The organism is Bradyrhizobium septentrionale (assembly GCF_011516645.4).
Classification (GTDB): domain Bacteria; phylum Pseudomonadota; class Alphaproteobacteria; order Rhizobiales; family Xanthobacteraceae; genus Bradyrhizobium; species Bradyrhizobium septentrionale.
On record NZ_CP088285.1, the window covers coordinates 2,684,671 to 2,702,210 of the forward strand.

Genomic DNA, 17,540 nt, shown 5'->3' on the forward strand with positions numbered 1-17,540 from the left:
GGGGTCAGCCGCAGGCGACGCTGCATGCGCGGCGAGAGAATATCCCCACCCGCTTTGCTCTGCGAGCAAAGCGACCTCCCCTTTTCAAGGGGAGGTTATGCGCCGCCCACCAGGCTGATCACGAACCGTCCACCGACGATGAAGAGATAGGCCCCGAACGCCACCTCCAGCGCGCGCTTCGACAGCGCGTGGGCAACCTTGACGCCGAGCGGCGCGGTGATCAGCGTGGTCGGCATCACCAAGAGCGCGCCGATCAGCGAGACGTAACCCAGCGCGAACGGCAATTGCAGCGCTGCGACGTCGGGAAAGCGCGCGGCGGCGGGCCAGCCGGCATAGACGTAACCGAGTGCGCCGGGAATCGAGATCAGCACCGCGAGCGCGGACGACGTCGCGACCGCCTGGTGGATCGGCCGGCCGTAGAAGGTCATCAGCAGGTTCGCGAACAGGCCGCCGCCGATGCCCATTAGCGTCGACAGCAGGCCGACGAAGAACCCATAGACCCGCATCAAAAATCCTTTCGGCACATCGTCGCCGAACTTCCAGGTCTCGCGCGCCAGCAGCAATCGCGCGGCCGCCGACCACGCCACCATCACGAACACGATCTTGAACAGCCGCTCCGGCGCAAAGCGCGCGGTGACGCTGCCGGCGGCGACGCCGATCACGATCGGCAGCCACCAGCGCTTCAATATCTCCATGTCGACGGCCCCCCTGCGGTAGTGCGCGCGGAACGAACTCAGCGAGGTCGGGATGATGATCGCGAGCGAGGTTCCGATGCACAGCGGCATCCGCACCTCGAGCGGCACGCCGGCGAGGCGAAAGCATTCGTAGAACACCGGCACCAGGATCGCGCCGCCGCCGATGCCGAACAGCCCGGCGAGAAAGCCGGACAGCGCTCCGACCGCGATCAGCAGCAGTGCAAGCTCGAGCAGTTCTTTCGGATCGAGGCCGGCCATCACCCTTCCCGTCGTCGGGAGACGTTCGCGTCAGTGCGGTCGGCCAGCCACAACGTGACCAACGCTGCCAACGGAGCAGCCGCCGCAATCAAAGCAAAGCGGAGTGGGTTTGAAGGCGTTGCGCCCTGCATCAGCAACGCCAGGACGTCGACTAGCAGGCCGGCGCACGAGAAAACAAGCAGGATGGCCGGATCGTCGGCACTGGCGCGGCCGGCGGTTCTGCGGCGTCCGAGGGAATTCGGATGGAGGGAAGTTGAGGCCATGTCGCGCTCCTCGAATCGGGGAGCGGGCAGACTAGACCCTTCTCAAATACGGGAGTTTTGCTCGAAATGAGCAAACTCTCTTGCGAAATACGGAAGGATCGGGCTTGGACCAGCTAGCGGCGATGGCGGCCTTTGTCCGCGCGGTCGATACCGGCAGCCTGTCGGCGGCGGCGCGCTCGCTGCCGAGCTCGCTGACCGCGGTGAGCCGCCAGATCAGCGCCCTGGAAGAGCATTTCGGCACCCGCCTGCTGCTGCGCACCACGCGTCAGCTCGCACTCACCGATGACGGCCGCATCCTCTACGAGCGCGCGAAATTGATTCTCGGCGAAGTCAGGGAGATCGAGGCGACGCTGGCGCGCGACCCGCACCAGCCATCGGGTCGGATTCGGATCAGCTCACCGAGCCTGATCGGGCGGCTCGTGATCGCGCCGCTGCTGAGCGAGTTTCTGCGCCGTTATCCCGCTGTTGCCGTCGACCTGCTGTTGATCGACCGCGCCGTCGACATGGTCGAGGAAGACATCCATCTGGCCATTCGCATCGGCCGCTTGCGCGATTCGCAGCTGGTCACGCGCAAGCTCACCGATCTCCAGATGATCGTGTGCGCATCGCCGGACTATCTGGCGCGGCGCGGCGAGCCGCGGACGCCGGGCGATCTTGCAGGTCATGACTGCCTGGTGTTTTCCGATTCGCCTGGAAGCGCGGAGTGGCGCTTTGCTGATGGCTCGAAGACGGGTCGCAAATTCCGCATATCCGGTCGGCTCTGGATGAATAGCCTCGACGCGCTGGTTGGTGCGGCGCGGGATGGTGCGGGCATCGTCCGCGTGCCGTCGTGGCAAGTGCAGTCCGATCTCGCGAGCGGCCGCCTGCAACGGCTGCTGATCGACCATGAGCCGGCGCCGACGCCGCTGCATCTGATGCTTCAGCCGTCGCGCCTGGCATCGCCTAAGATCAGGGCATTCGTCGATTATCTGGTGGAACAGTGGGGCAAAATCGACGCGTTCCGGAGCCCGTCAGCGCGCAGTTAATCGCGCCTGGCCACACGCAGATATCAAGATTCACTTCTTAGTTCATCAGGCCTTGCATCTGGTATACCACACTGCGGATCAACCAGAATTCGGCAAGTCTAACAATGAACTTCGGTTCGACCGAAGGCTAATTGGCCGTTGCGCGGGCTGATCCGACTCCGTAAATAGAACACCTCTACCGCGTTCCCCGATGGGCCGGCCGCGGTCCCTCACACCATAAAGCCCGCCGATGACCGCCAGGATCGAACGACCGCTTTCACCCCATTTGCAGACCTACCGGTGGACGCTGACGATGGCGCTGTCCATCGTCCACCGCGCCACAGGTGTGGCACTCTATTTCGGCACCCTGCTGCTCGCCTGGTGGCTGATCGCAGCCGCCTCCGGCCCCTCCGCCTACGCCAATGTCCAGGCCTTCACCGGCAGTGTGATCGGCAAGCTGATCGTGTTCGGCTACACGTGGGCGCTGATGCACCATCTGTGCAGCGGCATCCGGCATTTCGTCTGGGATCTCGGCTACGGCTTCAAGGCCAATGAGCGCGAAGCGCTGACCTGGGGTGCGCTGGTTGCCGGCGTTGCGCTGACCGTCCTGATCTGGACTGTCTACGCCATCGGAGGTGGACGATGAGCGGCCGTTCCTCGATGCGCACGCCGCTGGAGCGCGTCCGCGGTCTCGGGTCCGCGCATACCGGCACCGGCGACTTCTGGCGCCAGCGCCTCACCGCAGTTGCGATGACGCTGCTGATCGTTCCCGTGATCGTGGTGGTGATCATGCTGACCGGCCGCAACCATGCCGGCGCGGCGCAGATCCTCGGCTCGATCCCGATCGCCATCATCCTGCTGCTCTTCATCATTGCCAGCACCTGGCACATGAAGATCGGCATGCAGGTCGTGATCGAAGACTACATCCACAACGAGAAGCTGAAGATCGCCAGCGTGATGGCGAACAACTTCTTCTGCGTCGCGGTCGCATTGGCCTCGATCTACGCAATCCTCAAATTGTCGTCGGGAGTATAACCCATGGCCGGTGAAGGAAACGGCAAGGCCACCAACGGTGGCCCGGCCACGAACGGCAAGGCCTACCCGATCCAGGACCACACCTACGACGTCGTCGTGGTCGGCGCCGGCGGCGCGGGCCTGCGCGCCGTGGTCGGCTGCTCGGAAGCGGGCCTGCGCACCGCCTGCATCACCAAGGTGTTCCCGACCCGCTCGCACACCGTTGCGGCGCAGGGCGGCATCTCGGCCTCGCTCGGCAACATGCACCAGGACGACTGGCGCTGGCACATGTACGACACCGTGAAGGGGTCGGACTGGCTCGGCGACCAGGACGCGATCGAATACATGGTGCGCAACGCGCCCGACGCGGTCTACGAACTCGAGCATTGGGGCGTGCCGTTCTCGCGCACCGAGGACGGCAAGATCTATCAGCGTCCGTTCGGCGGCATGACCATCGACTTCGGCAAGAGCCAGGCGCAGCGCACCTGCGCCGCCGCCGACCGCACCGGTCACGCCATGCTGCACACGATGTACGGCCAGTCGCTGCGCCACTCGGCCGAGTTCTTCATCGAATTCTTCGCCATCGACCTGATCATGGACGACCAGGGCGTCTGCCGCGGCGTCATCGCGCTCAAGCTCGACGACGGCACGCTGCATCGCTTCCGCGCCCAGACCACGATCCTGGCGACCGGCGGCTATGGCCGCGCTTACGCCTCCTGCACCTCGGCGCACACCTGCACCGGCGACGGCGGCGGCATGGTGCTGCGTGCCGGCCTGCCGCTGCAGGACATGGAGTTCGTCCAGTTCCATCCGACCGGCATCTACGGCTCGGGCTGCCTCGTCACCGAGGGCGCGCGCGGCGAAGGCGGCTATCTCGTCAACTCCGAAGGTGAGCGCTTCATGGAGCGCTACGCGCCGTCGGCCAAGGACCTCGCCTCGCGCGACGTCGTCTCGCGCGCGATGACGATCGAGATCCGCGAAGGCCGCGGCGTCGGCAAGAAGAAGGATCACATCTTCCTGCACCTCGATCACCTCGATCCGAAGGTGCTGCATGAGCGGCTGCCGGGCATCTCCGAATCGGCGAAGATCTTCGCCAATGTCGACGTCACCCGCGAGCCGATTCCGATCGTGCCGACCGTGCACTACAACATGGGCGGCATTGCCACGAACTATCACGCCGAGGTGCTGACCAAGCGCAACGGCGACGACAATTCGGTGGTGCCGGGCCTGATGGCGATCGGTGAAGCCGCCTGCGTTTCGGTGCACGGCGCCAACCGCCTCGGCTCCAACTCGCTGATCGACCTCGTGGTGTTCGGCCGCGCTGCCGCGCTGCGCCTTGCCGACAAGCTGACGGCGAACGCCAAGCAGCCGGAGCTGCCGAAGGATTCGTCCGACCTCGCGCTCGGCCGGCTCGACCACTTCCGTCATGCCTCCGGCGGCACGCCGACCGCCAAGCTGCGCGACAGCATGCAGCATGTGATGCAGAACAATTGCGCGGTGTTCCGCACCGGCGACGTGCTGCAGGAAGGCCAGAACCTGATCCACAAGGTCTATGGCGGCGTCGGCGACATCTCGGTTTCGGACCGCTCGCTGGTGTGGAATTCCGACCTGATCGAGACGCTGGAATTCGACAATCTGATCGTGCAGGCGATCGTGACGATGGATTCGGCGGCCAACCGCACCGAGAGCCGCGGCGCGCATGCTCGCGAGGATTTCTCCGCGCGCGACGACAAGAACTGGATGAAGCACACGCTGACCTGGATCGATCCGGCCGGCAAGACGGCGATCGATTATCGTCCCGTCCACGACTACACGATGACCAACGACGTGCAGTACATCCCGCCGAAGGCGCGGGTCTACTGAGAACGAAGGCGAGCAAGCATGGTTGAATTCGCACTTCCGAAGAATTCGAAGATTTCCGGCGGCAAGACCTGGCCGAAGCCTTCAGGCGCCACCGAGACGCGCGAATTCCGCGTCTACCGCTGGAATCCGGACGACGGCAAGAATCCGAGCGTCGACACTTATTATGTCGACACCCATGATTGCGGCCCGATGGTGCTGGACGGTCTGATCTGGATCAAGAACCACATCGACCCGACGCTGACCTTCCGCCGCTCCTGCCGCGAAGGCGTCTGCGGCTCCTGCGCGATGAACATCGACGGCCAGAACACGCTGGCCTGCACCAAGTCGATGCACGACGTCGGCGCTGGCGGCGCGGTCAAGGTCAATCCGCTGCCGCACCAGCCGGTGGTGAAGGACCTCGTTCCCGACCTCACCAATTTCTACGCCCAGTATGCCTCGATCGAGCCGTGGCTGAAGACCACGACGCCGACGCCGCAGAAGGAGTGGAGGCAGAGCCACGAGGACCGCGAGAAGCTCGACGGCCTCTACGAGTGCATCCTGTGCGCCTGCTGCTCGACCTCCTGCCCGAGCTACTGGTGGAACAGCGAACGCTTCCTCGGCCCCGCCGCACTGCTGCAGGCGACACGCTGGGTCACCGACTCCCGCGACGAGGCGACCGGCGAGCGGCTCGACAATCTCGAGGATCCGTTCCGGCTCTATCGCTGCCACACCATCATGAACTGCGCCAAGGCGTGCCCGAAAGGCCTCAACCCTTCCGAAGCGATCGCCGAGCTCAAGTTCAAGCTGGTCGAACGCCAGATCTGATCCGACACGGCCGCGGCCGGCGCTGTTATCAGCGGCCGGCCGCAGCGGTCCGGATCAGGATGTCAGCGCCGACGGCATCGACGCCAGGCCGATCGAGATCGAGCACGACATCGACGATGCTGTGATCGTCCGGATCCATCGTGACGGTGAAGCCGAGATCGCGGCACATCCCGATCATCGTGGTGTTCTCGGTCAGCACCTGCCCGGACAGCCGCTTCAATCCCTCCGCCTTCGCGTAGTGGATCAAGAGCTGCATCAGCGCCCAGCCAAGCCCTTTGCCCTTGAGATCGGACTGCAGCAGGATCGCGTATTCAGCGTTCTGGTACAGCGAGTCCGAATGCAGCCGGACCGCGCCCATCATCTTGCCGGTGTTCGGGTCCAGCGCCACGAAGGCCATCGCGCGCGCATAATCGAGCTGGGTCAGGCGCGCGATGAATGCGTGCGAGAATTCCTTCATCGCGTGGAAGAAGCGCAGCCGGAGGTCTTCGGCGGTCACGCGCTTGAAGAACTCGCCGACCATCGGCTCGTCCTCCGGCCGCATCGGGCGCACCGTGACGCGCGAGCCGTCGCGTAACGCAAGCTCGCCCTCCCATTGCGACGGATAGGGCCGCACCGCGAGCCGGGTCTGGCCGGCAAACAGCAGCGCCGGCTTGCGGATCGCCACCCGCGCATCGAGCGCGAGCACGCCGCTCTCGTCGGCGAGCATCGGATTGATATCGAGTTCGGCGACCTCGGGAATGTCGGCCGCCATCTGCGCCAGCTTGACGAGGGTGAGCGGCACCACACCGACCGGAACGGCCGGCACATCGCGATAGCCGCCGAGCAGCCGCGAGACGCGGGTGCGTCCGACCAGCTCACGCGCCAGATTCATGTCGAGCGGCGGCAGCGCCAGCGCCTTGTCGTTGATCACCTCGACCGCGGAGCCGCCGCGGCCGAACACGATCACCGGACCGAAGGTCGGATCGTCGGCGATGCCGAGGATCAGTTCGCGCGCCGCGCGTCGCACGATCATCGGCTGGATCGTCACGCCCTGCAGCTTCGCGCCGGGCCGCGCGCTTCGTGCGCGCTCCATCACGGTTCTGGCGGCCTCGACGACGCTGTCCCTGGTGCGCAGATCGAGGATGATCCCACCGACGTCGGAGGCGTGGCGAATGTCGCGCGAGAACACCCTGACCACGATCGCGCGCCCCTCGGCGAGGAACGGCGCCGCCTTCTCGGCGGCATCCTCGGCACTCTCGGCGACGATGGTCGTCACGATCGGGATATCGTAGGCCTCGAACAGGGCGACGATCTCGGGCGGATCGAGCCAGGCGCGCCCCTCCGACAATGCTTTCACGACCACATGCCGCGCCGCGGCGGTCTCCGGCATGAACACCGATGCGATACCCGGCGGGATCGCGGCGAGCGCGGTAGAGGCCTCGCGATAGCGCACCAGATACATGAAGGCGCGCACCGCATCGTCCTCGGTCGGGAAATGCGGAATCCTCGCCGCCTCGAAGATCGCGCCGGTGCGCTCGTCGGCGCCGACCCACGCCGCGAGCACCAGGGCCGCCACTGCACTCCGCTTCGACCTGCGATCGCGAACGCATTGCGCCACGGCCTCGGCAATCCCCTCGGCAGGCGCCACCGCCATTTCCACATTCGCGACCAGCACCGCATCGCTGTTGGCGTCATCGAGCAGCGCATTGAGCGCCACCACGTAGCGGGCGGCATCCGCATCGCCGGCGATGTCGACGGGATTGGCGCGCGACCAGCCCGGCGGCAACTCCTTGTCGAGCCGTTCAATCGTCTCCGCCGTCAATGTCGCGGGAACGCCGCCGAGCTCGGCCAGCCGGTCGGTCGCGAGAATGCCGAGCCCGCCGCCATTGGTCAGGATCGCCAGCCGGTTGCCGCGCGGGACGAACCCGCGGCCGAGCAACTCGGCGCAATCGAACAGCTGGCGAAGGTCGTAGACCCGCAGCATGCCGGCGCGGCGGAACGCGGCGTCGTAGATCGCGTCCGAGCCGGCCAGCGCGCCGGTGTGGGTCGCGGCGGCCTTCGCGCCCGGCGCCATCCGTCCCGACTTGACGACGATGACCGGCTTCAGCCGCGCCGCGGCGCGCGCCGCCGACATGAACTTGCGCGCATCCTTGACGGCCTCGAGGTAGATCAGGATCGCGCTGGTATGATCGTCGAGCGCGAAATAATCGAGCAGGTCGGCGACGTCGACATCGAGCTGGTCGCCGATCGAGGCGATGCCGGAGAAGCCGAGCCGCCGCTCCGCCGCCCACTCGATCATCGCCGCCGCGACCGCGCCGGACTGCGAGATCAGGGCGACGTGCCCGTCGGACGGCTGATGCGCGGCGAAGCTCGCATTGAGCTTCGCATGCGGCACCATGATGCCCATGCAATTGGGCCCGATCAGGCGCATGCCATGCCGCCGCGCCGTCTGCTCCGCGGTCTCCGCGAGCGAGCCCGCGCCGTGACCGAGACCGGCCGACAGGATCGCCGCACCGGCGACGCCGGCGAGGCCAGCCTCCGCCACGATCTCCGGGACCGCTGCCGCCGGCGCACTGATGACGACGAGGTCCGGCACGAACGGCAGCGACTTCAGATCCGGAACGGTCGGCTCGCCGTCGACATCGGCATACTGCCGATTGACCACCCCGACGCGGCCGGTGAAGCCGCTCGCCTTGACGTTTCGCAGCACCGCCGCGCCGAGCGACGACGGTCGCGAGCTGCCGCCGACGATCGCGATGCTTCGCGGCGAAAATACCCGCTCCAGGCCGAACGTCGACATTGCGTGGTCTCGCAGGGAACAAGCGGACGCCGGTAGCGCGCCCGCGAATGAACTCTACTTCGTCATTCGACCAGTTGCACCCATTGAGCCGGACGGTCCCGTTAGTGCAGCCCCAGCGCCTGCGCCAGGTTAAAGGTCAGGAAGCTCGCAACATAGGCCAGCGCGAGCATGTAGATGAACGTCACCACCATCCACTTCGCGCTGCCGGTCTCGCGGCGGATCACCGCCAGCGTCGAGGCGCATTGCGGGGCGAAGATGTACCAGACCAGCAGCGACAGCGCGGTGGCCAGCGTCCATTTCTGCGCCAGCACCTGGCCGATCTGGTCGGCCGCCTCCTTGCCGCCCTCGATCGAATAGACGGTGCCGAGCGCCGCAACCGCGACCTCGCGCGCCGCCATGCCCGGGATCAGCGCCACCGCGATCTGCCAGTTGAAGCCGATCGGCCGCAGCAGCGGCTCGAGTGCATGGCCGATCATCGCCGCAAAGCTGTAGTTGATCGCCGGCCCCTCGGCGCCGGCCGGCGCCTGCGGGAACGATGCCAAGAACCAGATCAGCACCATCATCGAGAGAATCGTGGTGCCGGCGCGGTACAGGAACATCTTGGCGCGGGTGAACACCCCGATCGCGATGCTACGCAGCCGCGGCACCTTGTAGTCGGGCAATTCCAGCATGAACGGCGCCGGCGCATGGTCGCGCCACATCAAGAACTTCGCGATCGCCGAGACCGTCAGCGCGCTGGTGATGCCGGCGGCATAGAGGCCGAACATCACGAGCCCCTGCAGATTGACGAAACCCCACACCGTGGTCGACGGAACGAAGGCGGAGATGATCAGCGTGTAGACCGGAATCCGCGCCGAGCAGGTCATCAGCGGCGCAATCAGGATCGTGGTCAGGCGGTCGCGCCTGTTGTCGATCACCCGCGTCGCCATGATGCCGGGAATCGCGCAGGCAAAGCTCGACAGCAACGGAATGAAAGCGCGGCCATGCAGCCCGGCGCCGCCCATGATGCGGTCCATCAGGAACGCGGCGCGCGCCATGTAGCCGAAATCTTCCAGGAGCAGGATGAACAGGAAGATGATGATGATCTGCGGCAGGAACACGATCACGCTGCCGACGCCGGAGATCACACCGTTCTGCAGGAAGCTCTGCAGCAGCCCCCAGCTTTCGGGCAGCACGCCGTGAATCAATTGCCCGAGCGCGGCAAAACTGTCCGACAGCAATTCCATCGCCGGCTGGGCCCAGGTGAACACCGCTTGGAACATCACGAACAGGATCACGGCAAGGATCACGAGACCCCAGACCGGATGCAGCACGACGGAATCGATCCGCGTCGTCAGCGTGTCGGGCTTGGCCGGCAGCGTCACGGCGGCGGCGATGATGCGGTCCGCCTCGCGCTGCGCCGCCTTGAGGTCGGCGATGGTCGGCGTGGTCCACTCGCTGGCCGCCGCCTCATGCGACCGGGCCAGGAATTCGTCGGTCCGCTTCAGGAGCTCGTCGACGCCGCCCTTGCGCACCGCGACCGAGGTCACGATCGGGAGCCCCAGCTCCTGCGACATGCGATCGATGTCGATCGTGACGCCGCGGCGCTTCGCGATGTCGATCATGTTGAGCACGAGCATCATCGGCCGGCCGACGCGCTTCAGCTCGAGCACGAGCCGCAAGGTCAGCCGCAGGTTGGTGGCGTCTGCGACGCAGAGCACGAGATCGGGCACCGCCTCGCCGTCGAAGCGGCCGAGCACGATGTCGCGGGTGATTTCCTCGTCCGGGCTGCGGCCGCGCAGCGAATAGGTGCCGGGCAGGTCGAGCACGGTGACGCTGCGGCCCTCCGGCGTGACGAAGCCGCCGGATTTGCGCTCGACGGTGACGCCGGGATAATTGGCGACCTTCTGGCTGCTGCCGGTCAACCGGTTGAACAGCGAGGTCTTGCCGGTGTTCGGGGCACCGACCAGCGCCAGACGCAGGGATGCAGCGGTCATTCGACGATCACAGCCATGGCTTCGCTCCGACGCAGCGCGATCGTGATGTTGTCGACGCGCACCGCGATCGGATCCCGTCGGATCGTGCCCTCATGCAGGATTTCCACGCGCGCGCCCTCGACAAAACCCATCTCGACCAGGCGCTGCTCCAGCTCCTGCGGAGACAGCGATGAGCCCGTCACGAGCGCATCGAGCCTGATGATCTTTCCGACAAAACCGCGATCCGCATGTCCGAGCCGGATGTCCTGAAAACTGTCCTGGAGATTAACCTGGGAGCTGTTTGGATCGCCTGTCATGCGGCCTGTGTTTCAGCAGGTAGTCACAGGGTCAAGCGTTTGCCCGTGAGAGGTTTTAGAACTCCTAAAAACAGCGCCGGGAAGCGTCATCCGGGTCGATTTTCCGCTTGACTGCCGACGAGGCGCTAACGGGTCCGTGATGTCACCGCGCGGCATCGGCCCGGCGCCGCCCCGAACGCAAGCCGGCGCCCGATTGATCGATCCGCCTTGGCCGGCGCTGCACCACGGCGAAAGCGCCCCGGCGCCACATCCCAAGGCCACACCGCCAAGGCGGGGTTTCGCTTCCTCCGGCGCAACGGTTTGCGTTAAGGTCCGCAAGGAGCCGGAGCGCCCGTGCCGACTGCACAACGCAATTCGCTGAGACTGCTGCAATGGATGATGGCCGCCGCGCTGGCCCTTCCGCTGGCGCTGTTCGCGTTCGCCTCCGCGATGTCCTGGATCTCGATCAACGAGGCCGCCGACCAGGAAATCCAGCGCACGCTTGATGTCGCCCATGAGCACGCGCTCAAGGTGTTCGAGACCATCGACCGCAGCCTGGCCGAGGTTACCGAAGTTATCCGCGGCATGGGCGATGGCGACATCGTCGCGCGCGACAAGGACCTGCACCAGCGACTGCGCAAGGTCGCCGAGGCGCTTCCCCAGGTGAAATCGATCTGGGTGTTCGATGCCAACGGCCGCGCCTTGGTCAACAGCCTGGTGCAGCCGGCCCCCGACATCGATTTCTCGGACCGGGAATACTTCCGGATTCACGCCCAGGGCGACATCGGCACCTATATCGGCGAGGTGCTGACGCCGCGGCCGCCCTATCTGGGTTCGCGGTTCTTCGGCGTCGGCCGGCGCCGCAACAACGAGGACGGCAGCTTTGCCGGCGTGATCCAGACCTCCGTGCTGCCGGAATATTTCGTGAATTTCTATGCGCGGATCGGCCGCGAGCCCGGCAGCTTCCTGGCGCTGATCCGGACCGACGGCGCGGTGCTGGCGCACTTCCCCGTCGTCGACCGCGACGTCAGGTTCGAGCCGGGCGGGCCGCTCGGGCGGCAGATCGTCGCCAATCCCGAGGCCGGCGCCATGACGATCCAGTCCCCGGCCGATGGCATCGAACGGCGCATGCGCTATCAGCGACTGGCCCAATACCCGATCTATGTCAGCGCCGGGCTGGAAACCTCGGCGATCCGGTCGCGCTGGATGTCGACCATGGCCCAGCACCTCGTCTTCGGGATCCCGGCCACCGCATTGCTGTTCGGCCTGCTCGCGCTCGCCTTCCGGCGAACCCAGCGCCTGCAGGAAGAGGCCAACCGGCGCATCGAGGCCGAGGAGGCGCTGCGGCACGGCCAGCGGCTGGAGGCGCTCGGCCAACTCACCGGCGGCGTCGCGCACGATTTCAACAATCTGCTGACAGTGATCCGCGCCTCGGTCGACATGTTGCGGCGGCCGGACCTGCCGGAGCCGCGGCGGCAGCGCTACATCGACGCGATCTCCAACACCGTGAACCGCGCGGCCAAGCTGACCAACCAGCTGCTCGCATTCGCGCGCCGGCAGACCCTCAAGCCCGAGGTGTTCGACGCCAGCCAGAATGTGCGGACCCTGAGCGAGATGATCGCGACCCTGATCGGCTCGCGCATCGAGATCACAGCGCAAGTGCCGGACGAAACCTGCCTGGTCAACGCCGATGCCGGCCAGTTCGAGACCGCGATCATCAACATGGCGGTCAACGCGCGCGACGCCATGGACGGCGTCGGCCGGCTCACGATCGCGGTCCGCCCGGTCAACAGCCTGCCGTCCGGAGCAGCGAACCCGCCGAGCCCGCACGGCCATGTCGCGGTGTCGGTGGCCGACACCGGCGTCGGCATTCCGCAGGATCTGTTCGGCCGCATCTTCGAGCCGTTTTACACCACCAAGGAAATCGGCCAGGGCACCGGCCTCGGCCTGTCCCAGGTGTTCGGCTTCGCCAAGCAATCCGGCGGCGAGGTGACTGTCACCAGCGACGTCGGCAAGGGCTCGACGTTCACGCTGTATCTGCCGCGCGTCGTCGGCGAGCAGCGCGCGCAATCGCTGCGCGCCGAGGATGCGCCTTCGGTCGATCGGACCGCGGCGTCGGTCTTGATCGTCGAGGACAATGTCGAGGTCGGAAAGTTCGCCGCCGACACGCTGACCCAGCTCGGCTGCACCTGCGTGCTGGTAGAGAACGCCACCCAGGCCTTGGAAGAGCTTGCCGTCGACCCCGACAGGTTCGACCTGGTGTTCACCGACGTCGTGATGCCCGGCATGAGCGGCATCGAACTTGCGGGGGAGATCCGCCGGCAGGGGCTCGATCTGCCGATCGTGCTCGCCTCCGGCTACAGCCAGGTGCTGTCGCAGCAGGGCAGCGGCGGCTTCGAGCTGCTGCAGAAACCCTATTCGGCCGAGCAGCTCGCGCGCGTGCTGCACAAGGCCGCGCGCTCGCGCCGGCTGCGGCGCGACCAGGCGCCGGCGTCGTGATGATGGACGCGGGTATCGCAAGCACAGTGTCGTCCCGGCGCAGGCCGGGACCCATACGCCGCGGCGGGTGTTGTGAACGGGACTCGTCGTTGCAGCGTTGCGCGACAAGCAGCATCGGTGGTTATGGGTCCCGGCCTTCGCCGGGACGACGGCGAATGTGTGGCACGGCTTGTGGGTCGTGCATCCGCGCTCTCGCGACATGATTTGTCCGAGTCTTGCATCTCGTTCCGCCCTCTCGTTGAGCAGAGGGCGCAGGGAAAGCCGGGTGCCGATCGCACCCATGGGCCCTGTGCAACAAGAAAAGCACAGGGGTAGGACCACAGGTGTAACCGGAGCAATCCGGCTTTCCCTGCGCGATGGGTTACGGCTTACTTCGTGCTCTCCCCGGCGAGACTTGGCTTTTTTGTCACCGCCCTCACAAGACACAACGGCGTTTTGCGAGAGGACACCAGCCACTGGGGCGTCAGGACCACACGACTTCACCGTCCGCTTCACATGCTTTCGTCTCTCGCACGCTCGGCGTCCACCGCATCTCACCGCAACACCCGTGACGATGCGCAGCGCCCCTCGATCGGGTGAGATGGGCGAACCATACACCGAGTTTCCATTCCGATAAACCGAAATATTTTCGTTGTGCGGGCTTGACAGGTTTTGCTGAGTTGCCCGTCGAGTTGTTTTGTCGCACTCTTCTCCATCACTTCGCGAAGCGCATGGCCGGTCGCAGGAACCCGCGAGGAACCGTTTGATTTGCCTGGCGTTGTCGCGGCATGGGCAAAGCTGCAGCAAAATCCGGATCTTCGCGCAGGTCGTCTTCGGCGAAGACCACTTCGGCCAAGACCACTTCGGCTCGGAAACCGGGCGCGAAACGAAGCGATGCTGACGGCAGCGACACTGCGCAAGGCGAAGCTGACGACAAATCGGAATTCGTCGAGATCATTGCCGAAGACGGCGATCATATCGAGCCGCCTCCGCCGGAAATCGTCGAACCCGATCCAGAACTGTCGGCCGAAGAGGCCGAACAGGCGCGCAAGGACTATTTGCTGACGCGGTTCTGGATCAGCGCGCGCGGCTACTGGGGCCGGAGCGGCGACCGGCTGGCATGGCTGTTCACGATCGGCCTCTTGCTGCTCATCGTCGCCAATGTCGCCGTTCAGTACGGCATCAATGTCTGGAATCGCGCGATCTTCGATGCGATCGAGAAGCGCGATTCGGCCACGGTCTTCCAACTGACCACCATCTTCTTTCCGCTCGCGATCGGCAGCGTACTCCTGGGCGTCGCCCAGGTGTTCGGCCGCATGAGCATTCAGCGCCGCTGGCGTGCCTGGCTGACCAACGCCGTGGTATCGCGCTGGCTGACGAATGGCCGCTACTACCAGCTCAACCTCGTCGATGGCGATCACAAGAACCCGGAATACCGCATCGCCGAGGACCTGCGCATCGCGACCGACTCGCCGGTCGACTTCATCGCCGGGGTGACGTCGGCGTTGCTGTCCGCCGTCACATTCATCGTCGTGCTGTGGACGATCGGCGGCGCCCTGACCCTGACGCTCGGTGGTTCGTCGTTTAACATCCCGGGCTTCCTCGTCATCGCCGCGATTATCTATGCCGCGATCGCGTCCGGCTCGATCGCGGCGATCGGCCGCCGCTTCGTGCAGATCTCCGAGGACAAGAACCAGGCGGAAGCCGAATTCCGCTACGTCCTGACCCGCGTGCGCGAGAACGGCGAAAGCATCGCGCTGCTCGGCGGCGAGACCGAAGAGCGTGACGGCATCGACAAGACGTTCTCGAACGTGTTGCGGCAATGGGCGCGGCTTGCCGGACAGCATATGCGCACGACGCTGGTGTCGCAGGGATCGGGCCTGATCGCGCCAGTGGTCCCCCTGCTGTTATGCGCGCCAAAATTCCTCGACGGCAGCATGACGCTTGGCCAGGTGATGCAGGCGGCCTCCGCCTTCAGCATCGTGCAGACCGCGTTCGGCTGGCTGGTCGACAATTATCCGCGGCTCGCCGACTGGAACGCGTGCGCGCGCCGCATCGCCTCGCTGATGATGTCGCTCGACGGGCTCGAACGCGCCGAGACCGGCGACGGGTTCGGCCGCATCGAGCGTAGGGAGACCAAGGGTGAGGCCATGCTGAGCCTCAACGACCTCTCGGTCACGCTCGACGACGGCACCGCCGTGGTCGCCGAGACCGAAGTCGTAATCGAGCCGGGAGAACGGCTGCTGGTCGCCGGCGAATCCGGCACCGGCAAGAGCACGCTGGTCCGCGCCATCGCCGGGCTGTGGCCCTGGGGCGGCGGCAATGTCAGCCTGCATGCGGACCGCCGCTTGTTCATGCTGCCGCAAAAGCCCTACGTGCCCACAGGTACGCTGCGGCGCGCGGTGGCCTATCCCGGTGCTGCCGAGGACTGGAATCTCGAGCAGATCGGCGACGCCTTGCACAAGGTCGGCCTCGACCATCTCAAGGACAAGATCGAGGAGGATGCGCCGTGGGACCAGACGCTGTCCGGCGGCGAGAAGCAGCGCCTCGCCTTTTCCCGCCTGCTGCTGCACAACCCCGACATCGTCGTGCTCGACGAGGCGACATCTGCGCTCGACGAGAAGAGCCAGGACAAGATGATGCAGATGGTGACGACGGAATTGCCCAAGGCGACCATCGTCAGCGTCGCCCATCGCGTCGAGCTGGAAGCGTTTCATAGCCGCAAGATCGTGCTGGAGCGCCGCAAGGGCGGGGCGAAGCTGGTCAGCGACGTCGACCTGATCCCGCGCAAGGGCAAGCGAAGGCTGCTCGGCCGCTTCCTGCGGCAACGGCGGGCATCAGGCAAGGCGGCGTAACGGGCTTGTCTTCCCCTTCCCCCCGAAAGGGGGAAGGTTGGGATGGGGGTCAGCCGCGGACAACATTATCTGCGGAGAGACCAGATCCCCATCCGCTTTGCTCTGGCGAGCAAAGCGACCTCCCCTTGAAAAGGGGAGGTGAAGCGAGAACGCGGACGCAATTGCGCACATCAAGGGAGGCTCGCAATCATCTATCGTAGATGAGCCCGCGGACAGGGTCGTCCGCTCCGGACGACGGACTTGTCTTCCCCTTCCCCCTGAAAGGGGCAAGGTCGGGATGGGGGTCGGCCGCAGACCACGCTGTGCGCGGAGAGAGCAGATCCCCACCCGCTTTGCTCTGGCGAGCAAAGCGACCTCCCTTTGAAAAGGGGAGGTGGAACGACAGAATGCATCCACAGAAGGAAGGCTTGCGATGATCGACCATATCGGCTTTTCGGTCTCCGACTATCAGCGCGCCAAGGCGTTCTACCAGACGGCGCTGGCGCCGCTCGGCTACGGCCTGATCATGGAGGTGCCGGCGGAAGTGACCGGGCACGCGCCTGCGGCGGGCTTCGGCGCCAACGGCAAGCCGGACTTCTGGATCGGCGGCGAAGGCGCGATGAACAAGCCGGTGCATATCGCGATTGTGGCCAAGGACCGCGCCACCGTCGATGCCTTCTACAAGGCCGCGATGGCTGCCGGCGGCCGCGACAACGGCGCGCCCGGCATCCGCGCGCATTATCACCCGAACTATTACGGCGCGTTCGTGCTCGATCCCGACGGGCACAATATCGAGGCGGTCTGCCACACGCCCGGATGAGGCGCACAGGAACGCCGCGGCGCGCGATCCGTTATCGCTTCGAATTTCGATGGAGCGATCAATGAGCACGACGCGACCCTGCGTCGGCGACAACGGCAAGGTCTCGATGTGATGCCGATCGAGCCCCCAGAGATTCCGCCGTCGACACCAGGCACGCCGAGCGAGCCGCCGCCGGGAATTCCGCCGGGCAATCCGCAGCCTGAGATCCCAGCACCGGTGCGCGAGCCCGGCGAGCCGCCGCGACCCGACGAACTGCCCGGCAACATGCCTGACGAATTACCGGTGCGCGGACCGCCGGGACCATCCGGTCCACCATCTGCGACAGATTGACTCTGCGGGGTGAATCAGCCCCGCGCCTCAGTTCCCCATCGGTTGCAACTATGTCCGAGCGTTTCTTCTGAATGCGCGGTGAACAAATGCGCATGCAACCCGTTATAATGTCGAAATAAACTTCGACGATGATTCGTGGCTCGCCAC

Annotated in this window: 14 protein-coding genes; 9 read left to right on the forward strand and 5 right to left on the reverse strand. The window is 65.7% G+C overall.

Features of this window, described 5'->3' with window-relative positions; all coding sequences use genetic code 11:
- Positions 1–95 precede the first annotated feature (95 nt).
- Positions 96–956 (reverse strand): sulfite exporter TauE/SafE family protein, encoded by an 861-nt coding sequence (locus HAP48_RS14505; RefSeq protein ID WP_166213229.1) that lies wholly within the window; start codon positions 954–956, stop codon positions 96–98.
- The gene (locus tag HAP48_RS14510) at positions 953–1,216 is read right to left on the reverse strand and encodes a hypothetical protein (RefSeq protein ID WP_166213228.1); all 264 of its coding nucleotides are present in this window, start codon (positions 1,214–1,216) and stop codon (positions 953–955) included. The genes HAP48_RS14505 and HAP48_RS14510 overlap by 4 nt, the downstream gene beginning before the upstream one ends.
- A 122-nt stretch (positions 1,217–1,338) precedes the next feature.
- Between HAP48_RS14510 and HAP48_RS14515 the strand changes: the two genes are divergently transcribed.
- The 5 genes from HAP48_RS14515 (at position 1,339) to HAP48_RS14535 (ending at position 5,901) form a co-directional block, all read left to right on the forward strand.
- Positions 1,339–2,241, forward strand: coding sequence for a LysR family transcriptional regulator (locus HAP48_RS14515; RefSeq protein ID WP_224497159.1), 903 nt, complete (start codon positions 1,339–1,341; stop codon positions 2,239–2,241).
- A gap of 229 nt (positions 2,242–2,470) precedes the next feature.
- Positions 2,471–2,866 carry a succinate dehydrogenase, cytochrome b556 subunit gene (sdhC, locus tag HAP48_RS14520; RefSeq protein WP_166213226.1) on the forward strand — a complete coding sequence of 132 codons (396 nt, stop codon included), beginning with the start codon at positions 2,471–2,473 and terminating at the stop codon, positions 2,864–2,866.
- A 14-nt stretch (positions 2,867–2,880) separates the two neighbouring features.
- On the forward strand, positions 2,881–3,255 hold the full coding sequence (gene sdhD, locus HAP48_RS14525) for a succinate dehydrogenase, hydrophobic membrane anchor protein (RefSeq protein WP_166216401.1): 375 nt from the start codon (positions 2,881–2,883) through the stop codon (positions 3,253–3,255).
- 3 nt (positions 3,256–3,258) lie between these two features.
- Positions 3,259–5,097 carry a succinate dehydrogenase flavoprotein subunit gene (gene sdhA, locus HAP48_RS14530; protein ID WP_166213225.1) on the forward strand — a complete coding sequence of 613 codons (1,839 nt, stop codon included), beginning with the start codon at positions 3,259–3,261 and terminating at the stop codon, positions 5,095–5,097.
- Between the two features lie 18 nt (positions 5,098–5,115).
- Complete coding sequence (locus HAP48_RS14535; RefSeq protein ID WP_166213224.1) at positions 5,116–5,901, forward strand: succinate dehydrogenase iron-sulfur subunit; 786 nt, start codon at positions 5,116–5,118, stop codon at positions 5,899–5,901.
- A 28-nt stretch (positions 5,902–5,929) separates the two neighbouring features.
- Here HAP48_RS14535 and HAP48_RS14540 read toward each other — a convergent pair whose 3' ends face one another.
- The 3 genes from HAP48_RS14540 to HAP48_RS14550 all read right to left on the reverse strand — a co-directional run bounded on the left by HAP48_RS14540 (position 5,930) and on the right by HAP48_RS14550 (position 10,952).
- Positions 5,930–8,680: a bifunctional acetate--CoA ligase family protein/GNAT family N-acetyltransferase gene (locus tag HAP48_RS14540; protein WP_166213223.1), complete on the reverse strand. Its 2,751-nt coding sequence runs from the start codon at positions 8,678–8,680 to the stop codon at positions 5,930–5,932.
- 101 nt (positions 8,681–8,781) lie between these two features.
- Positions 8,782–10,656 (reverse strand): ferrous iron transporter B, encoded by a 1,875-nt coding sequence (feoB, locus tag HAP48_RS14545; protein WP_166213222.1) that lies wholly within the window; start codon positions 10,654–10,656, stop codon positions 8,782–8,784.
- A complete protein-coding gene (locus HAP48_RS14550) occupies positions 10,653–10,952 on the reverse strand; it encodes a FeoA family protein (RefSeq protein WP_166213221.1) in 300 nt (99 codons plus the stop codon). The genes feoB and HAP48_RS14550 overlap by 4 nt, the downstream gene beginning before the upstream one ends.
- Positions 10,953–11,285: 333 nt before the next feature.
- On the opposite strand from HAP48_RS14550, the gene HAP48_RS14555 reads away from it, so the two are divergent.
- The 4 genes from HAP48_RS14555 to HAP48_RS14570 all read left to right on the forward strand — a co-directional run bounded on the left by HAP48_RS14555 (position 11,286) and on the right by HAP48_RS14570 (position 17,393).
- Positions 11,286–13,430 carry a hybrid sensor histidine kinase/response regulator gene (locus HAP48_RS14555; RefSeq protein ID WP_166213220.1) on the forward strand — a complete coding sequence of 715 codons (2,145 nt, stop codon included), beginning with the start codon at positions 11,286–11,288 and terminating at the stop codon, positions 13,428–13,430.
- Between the two features lie 767 nt (positions 13,431–14,197).
- On the forward strand, positions 14,198–16,264 hold the full coding sequence (locus HAP48_RS14560; protein WP_210292845.1) for an ABC transporter ATP-binding protein/permease: 2,067 nt from the start codon (positions 14,198–14,200) through the stop codon (positions 16,262–16,264).
- A gap of 412 nt (positions 16,265–16,676) precedes the next feature.
- On the forward strand, positions 16,677–17,063 hold the full coding sequence (locus tag HAP48_RS14565; RefSeq protein WP_166213219.1) for a VOC family protein: 387 nt from the start codon (positions 16,677–16,679) through the stop codon (positions 17,061–17,063).
- A 111-nt stretch (positions 17,064–17,174) separates the two neighbouring features.
- Entirely contained in the window at positions 17,175–17,393 is a 219-nt protein-coding gene (locus HAP48_RS14570) for a hypothetical protein (protein WP_166213218.1), read from the forward strand.
- Positions 17,394–17,540: the final 147 nt, after the last annotated feature.

Bases quoted from the DNA above. Each gene is read 5' to 3' on its own strand.
- HAP48_RS14510 (WP_166213228.1), bottom strand. From the start codon at position 1,216: ATGGCCTCAACTTCCCTCCATCCGAATTCCCTCGGACGCCGCAGAACC.
- HAP48_RS14515 (WP_224497159.1), top strand. From the start codon at position 1,339: ATGGCGGCCTTTGTCCGCGCGGTCGATACCGGCAGCCTGTCGGCGGCG.
- sdhC (WP_166213226.1), top strand. From the start codon at position 2,471: ATGACCGCCAGGATCGAACGACCGCTTTCACCCCATTTGCAGACCTAC.
- sdhD (WP_166216401.1), top strand. From the start codon at position 2,881: ATGCGCACGCCGCTGGAGCGCGTCCGCGGTCTCGGGTCCGCGCATACC.
- sdhA (WP_166213225.1), top strand. From the start codon at position 3,259: ATGGCCGGTGAAGGAAACGGCAAGGCCACCAACGGTGGCCCGGCCACG.
- HAP48_RS14535 (WP_166213224.1), top strand. From the start codon at position 5,116: ATGGTTGAATTCGCACTTCCGAAGAATTCGAAGATTTCCGGCGGCAAG.
- HAP48_RS14540 (WP_166213223.1), bottom strand. From the start codon at position 8,680: ATGTCGACGTTCGGCCTGGAGCGGGTATTTTCGCCGCGAAGCATCGCG.
- feoB (WP_166213222.1), bottom strand. From the start codon at position 10,656: ATGACCGCTGCATCCCTGCGTCTGGCGCTGGTCGGTGCCCCGAACACC.
- HAP48_RS14550 (WP_166213221.1), bottom strand. From the start codon at position 10,952: ATGACAGGCGATCCAAACAGCTCCCAGGTTAATCTCCAGGACAGTTTT.
- HAP48_RS14560 (WP_210292845.1), top strand. From the start codon at position 14,198: ATGGGCAAAGCTGCAGCAAAATCCGGATCTTCGCGCAGGTCGTCTTCG.
- HAP48_RS14565 (WP_166213219.1), top strand. From the start codon at position 16,677: ATGATCGACCATATCGGCTTTTCGGTCTCCGACTATCAGCGCGCCAAG.
- HAP48_RS14570 (WP_166213218.1), top strand. From the start codon at position 17,175: ATGCCGATCGAGCCCCCAGAGATTCCGCCGTCGACACCAGGCACGCCG.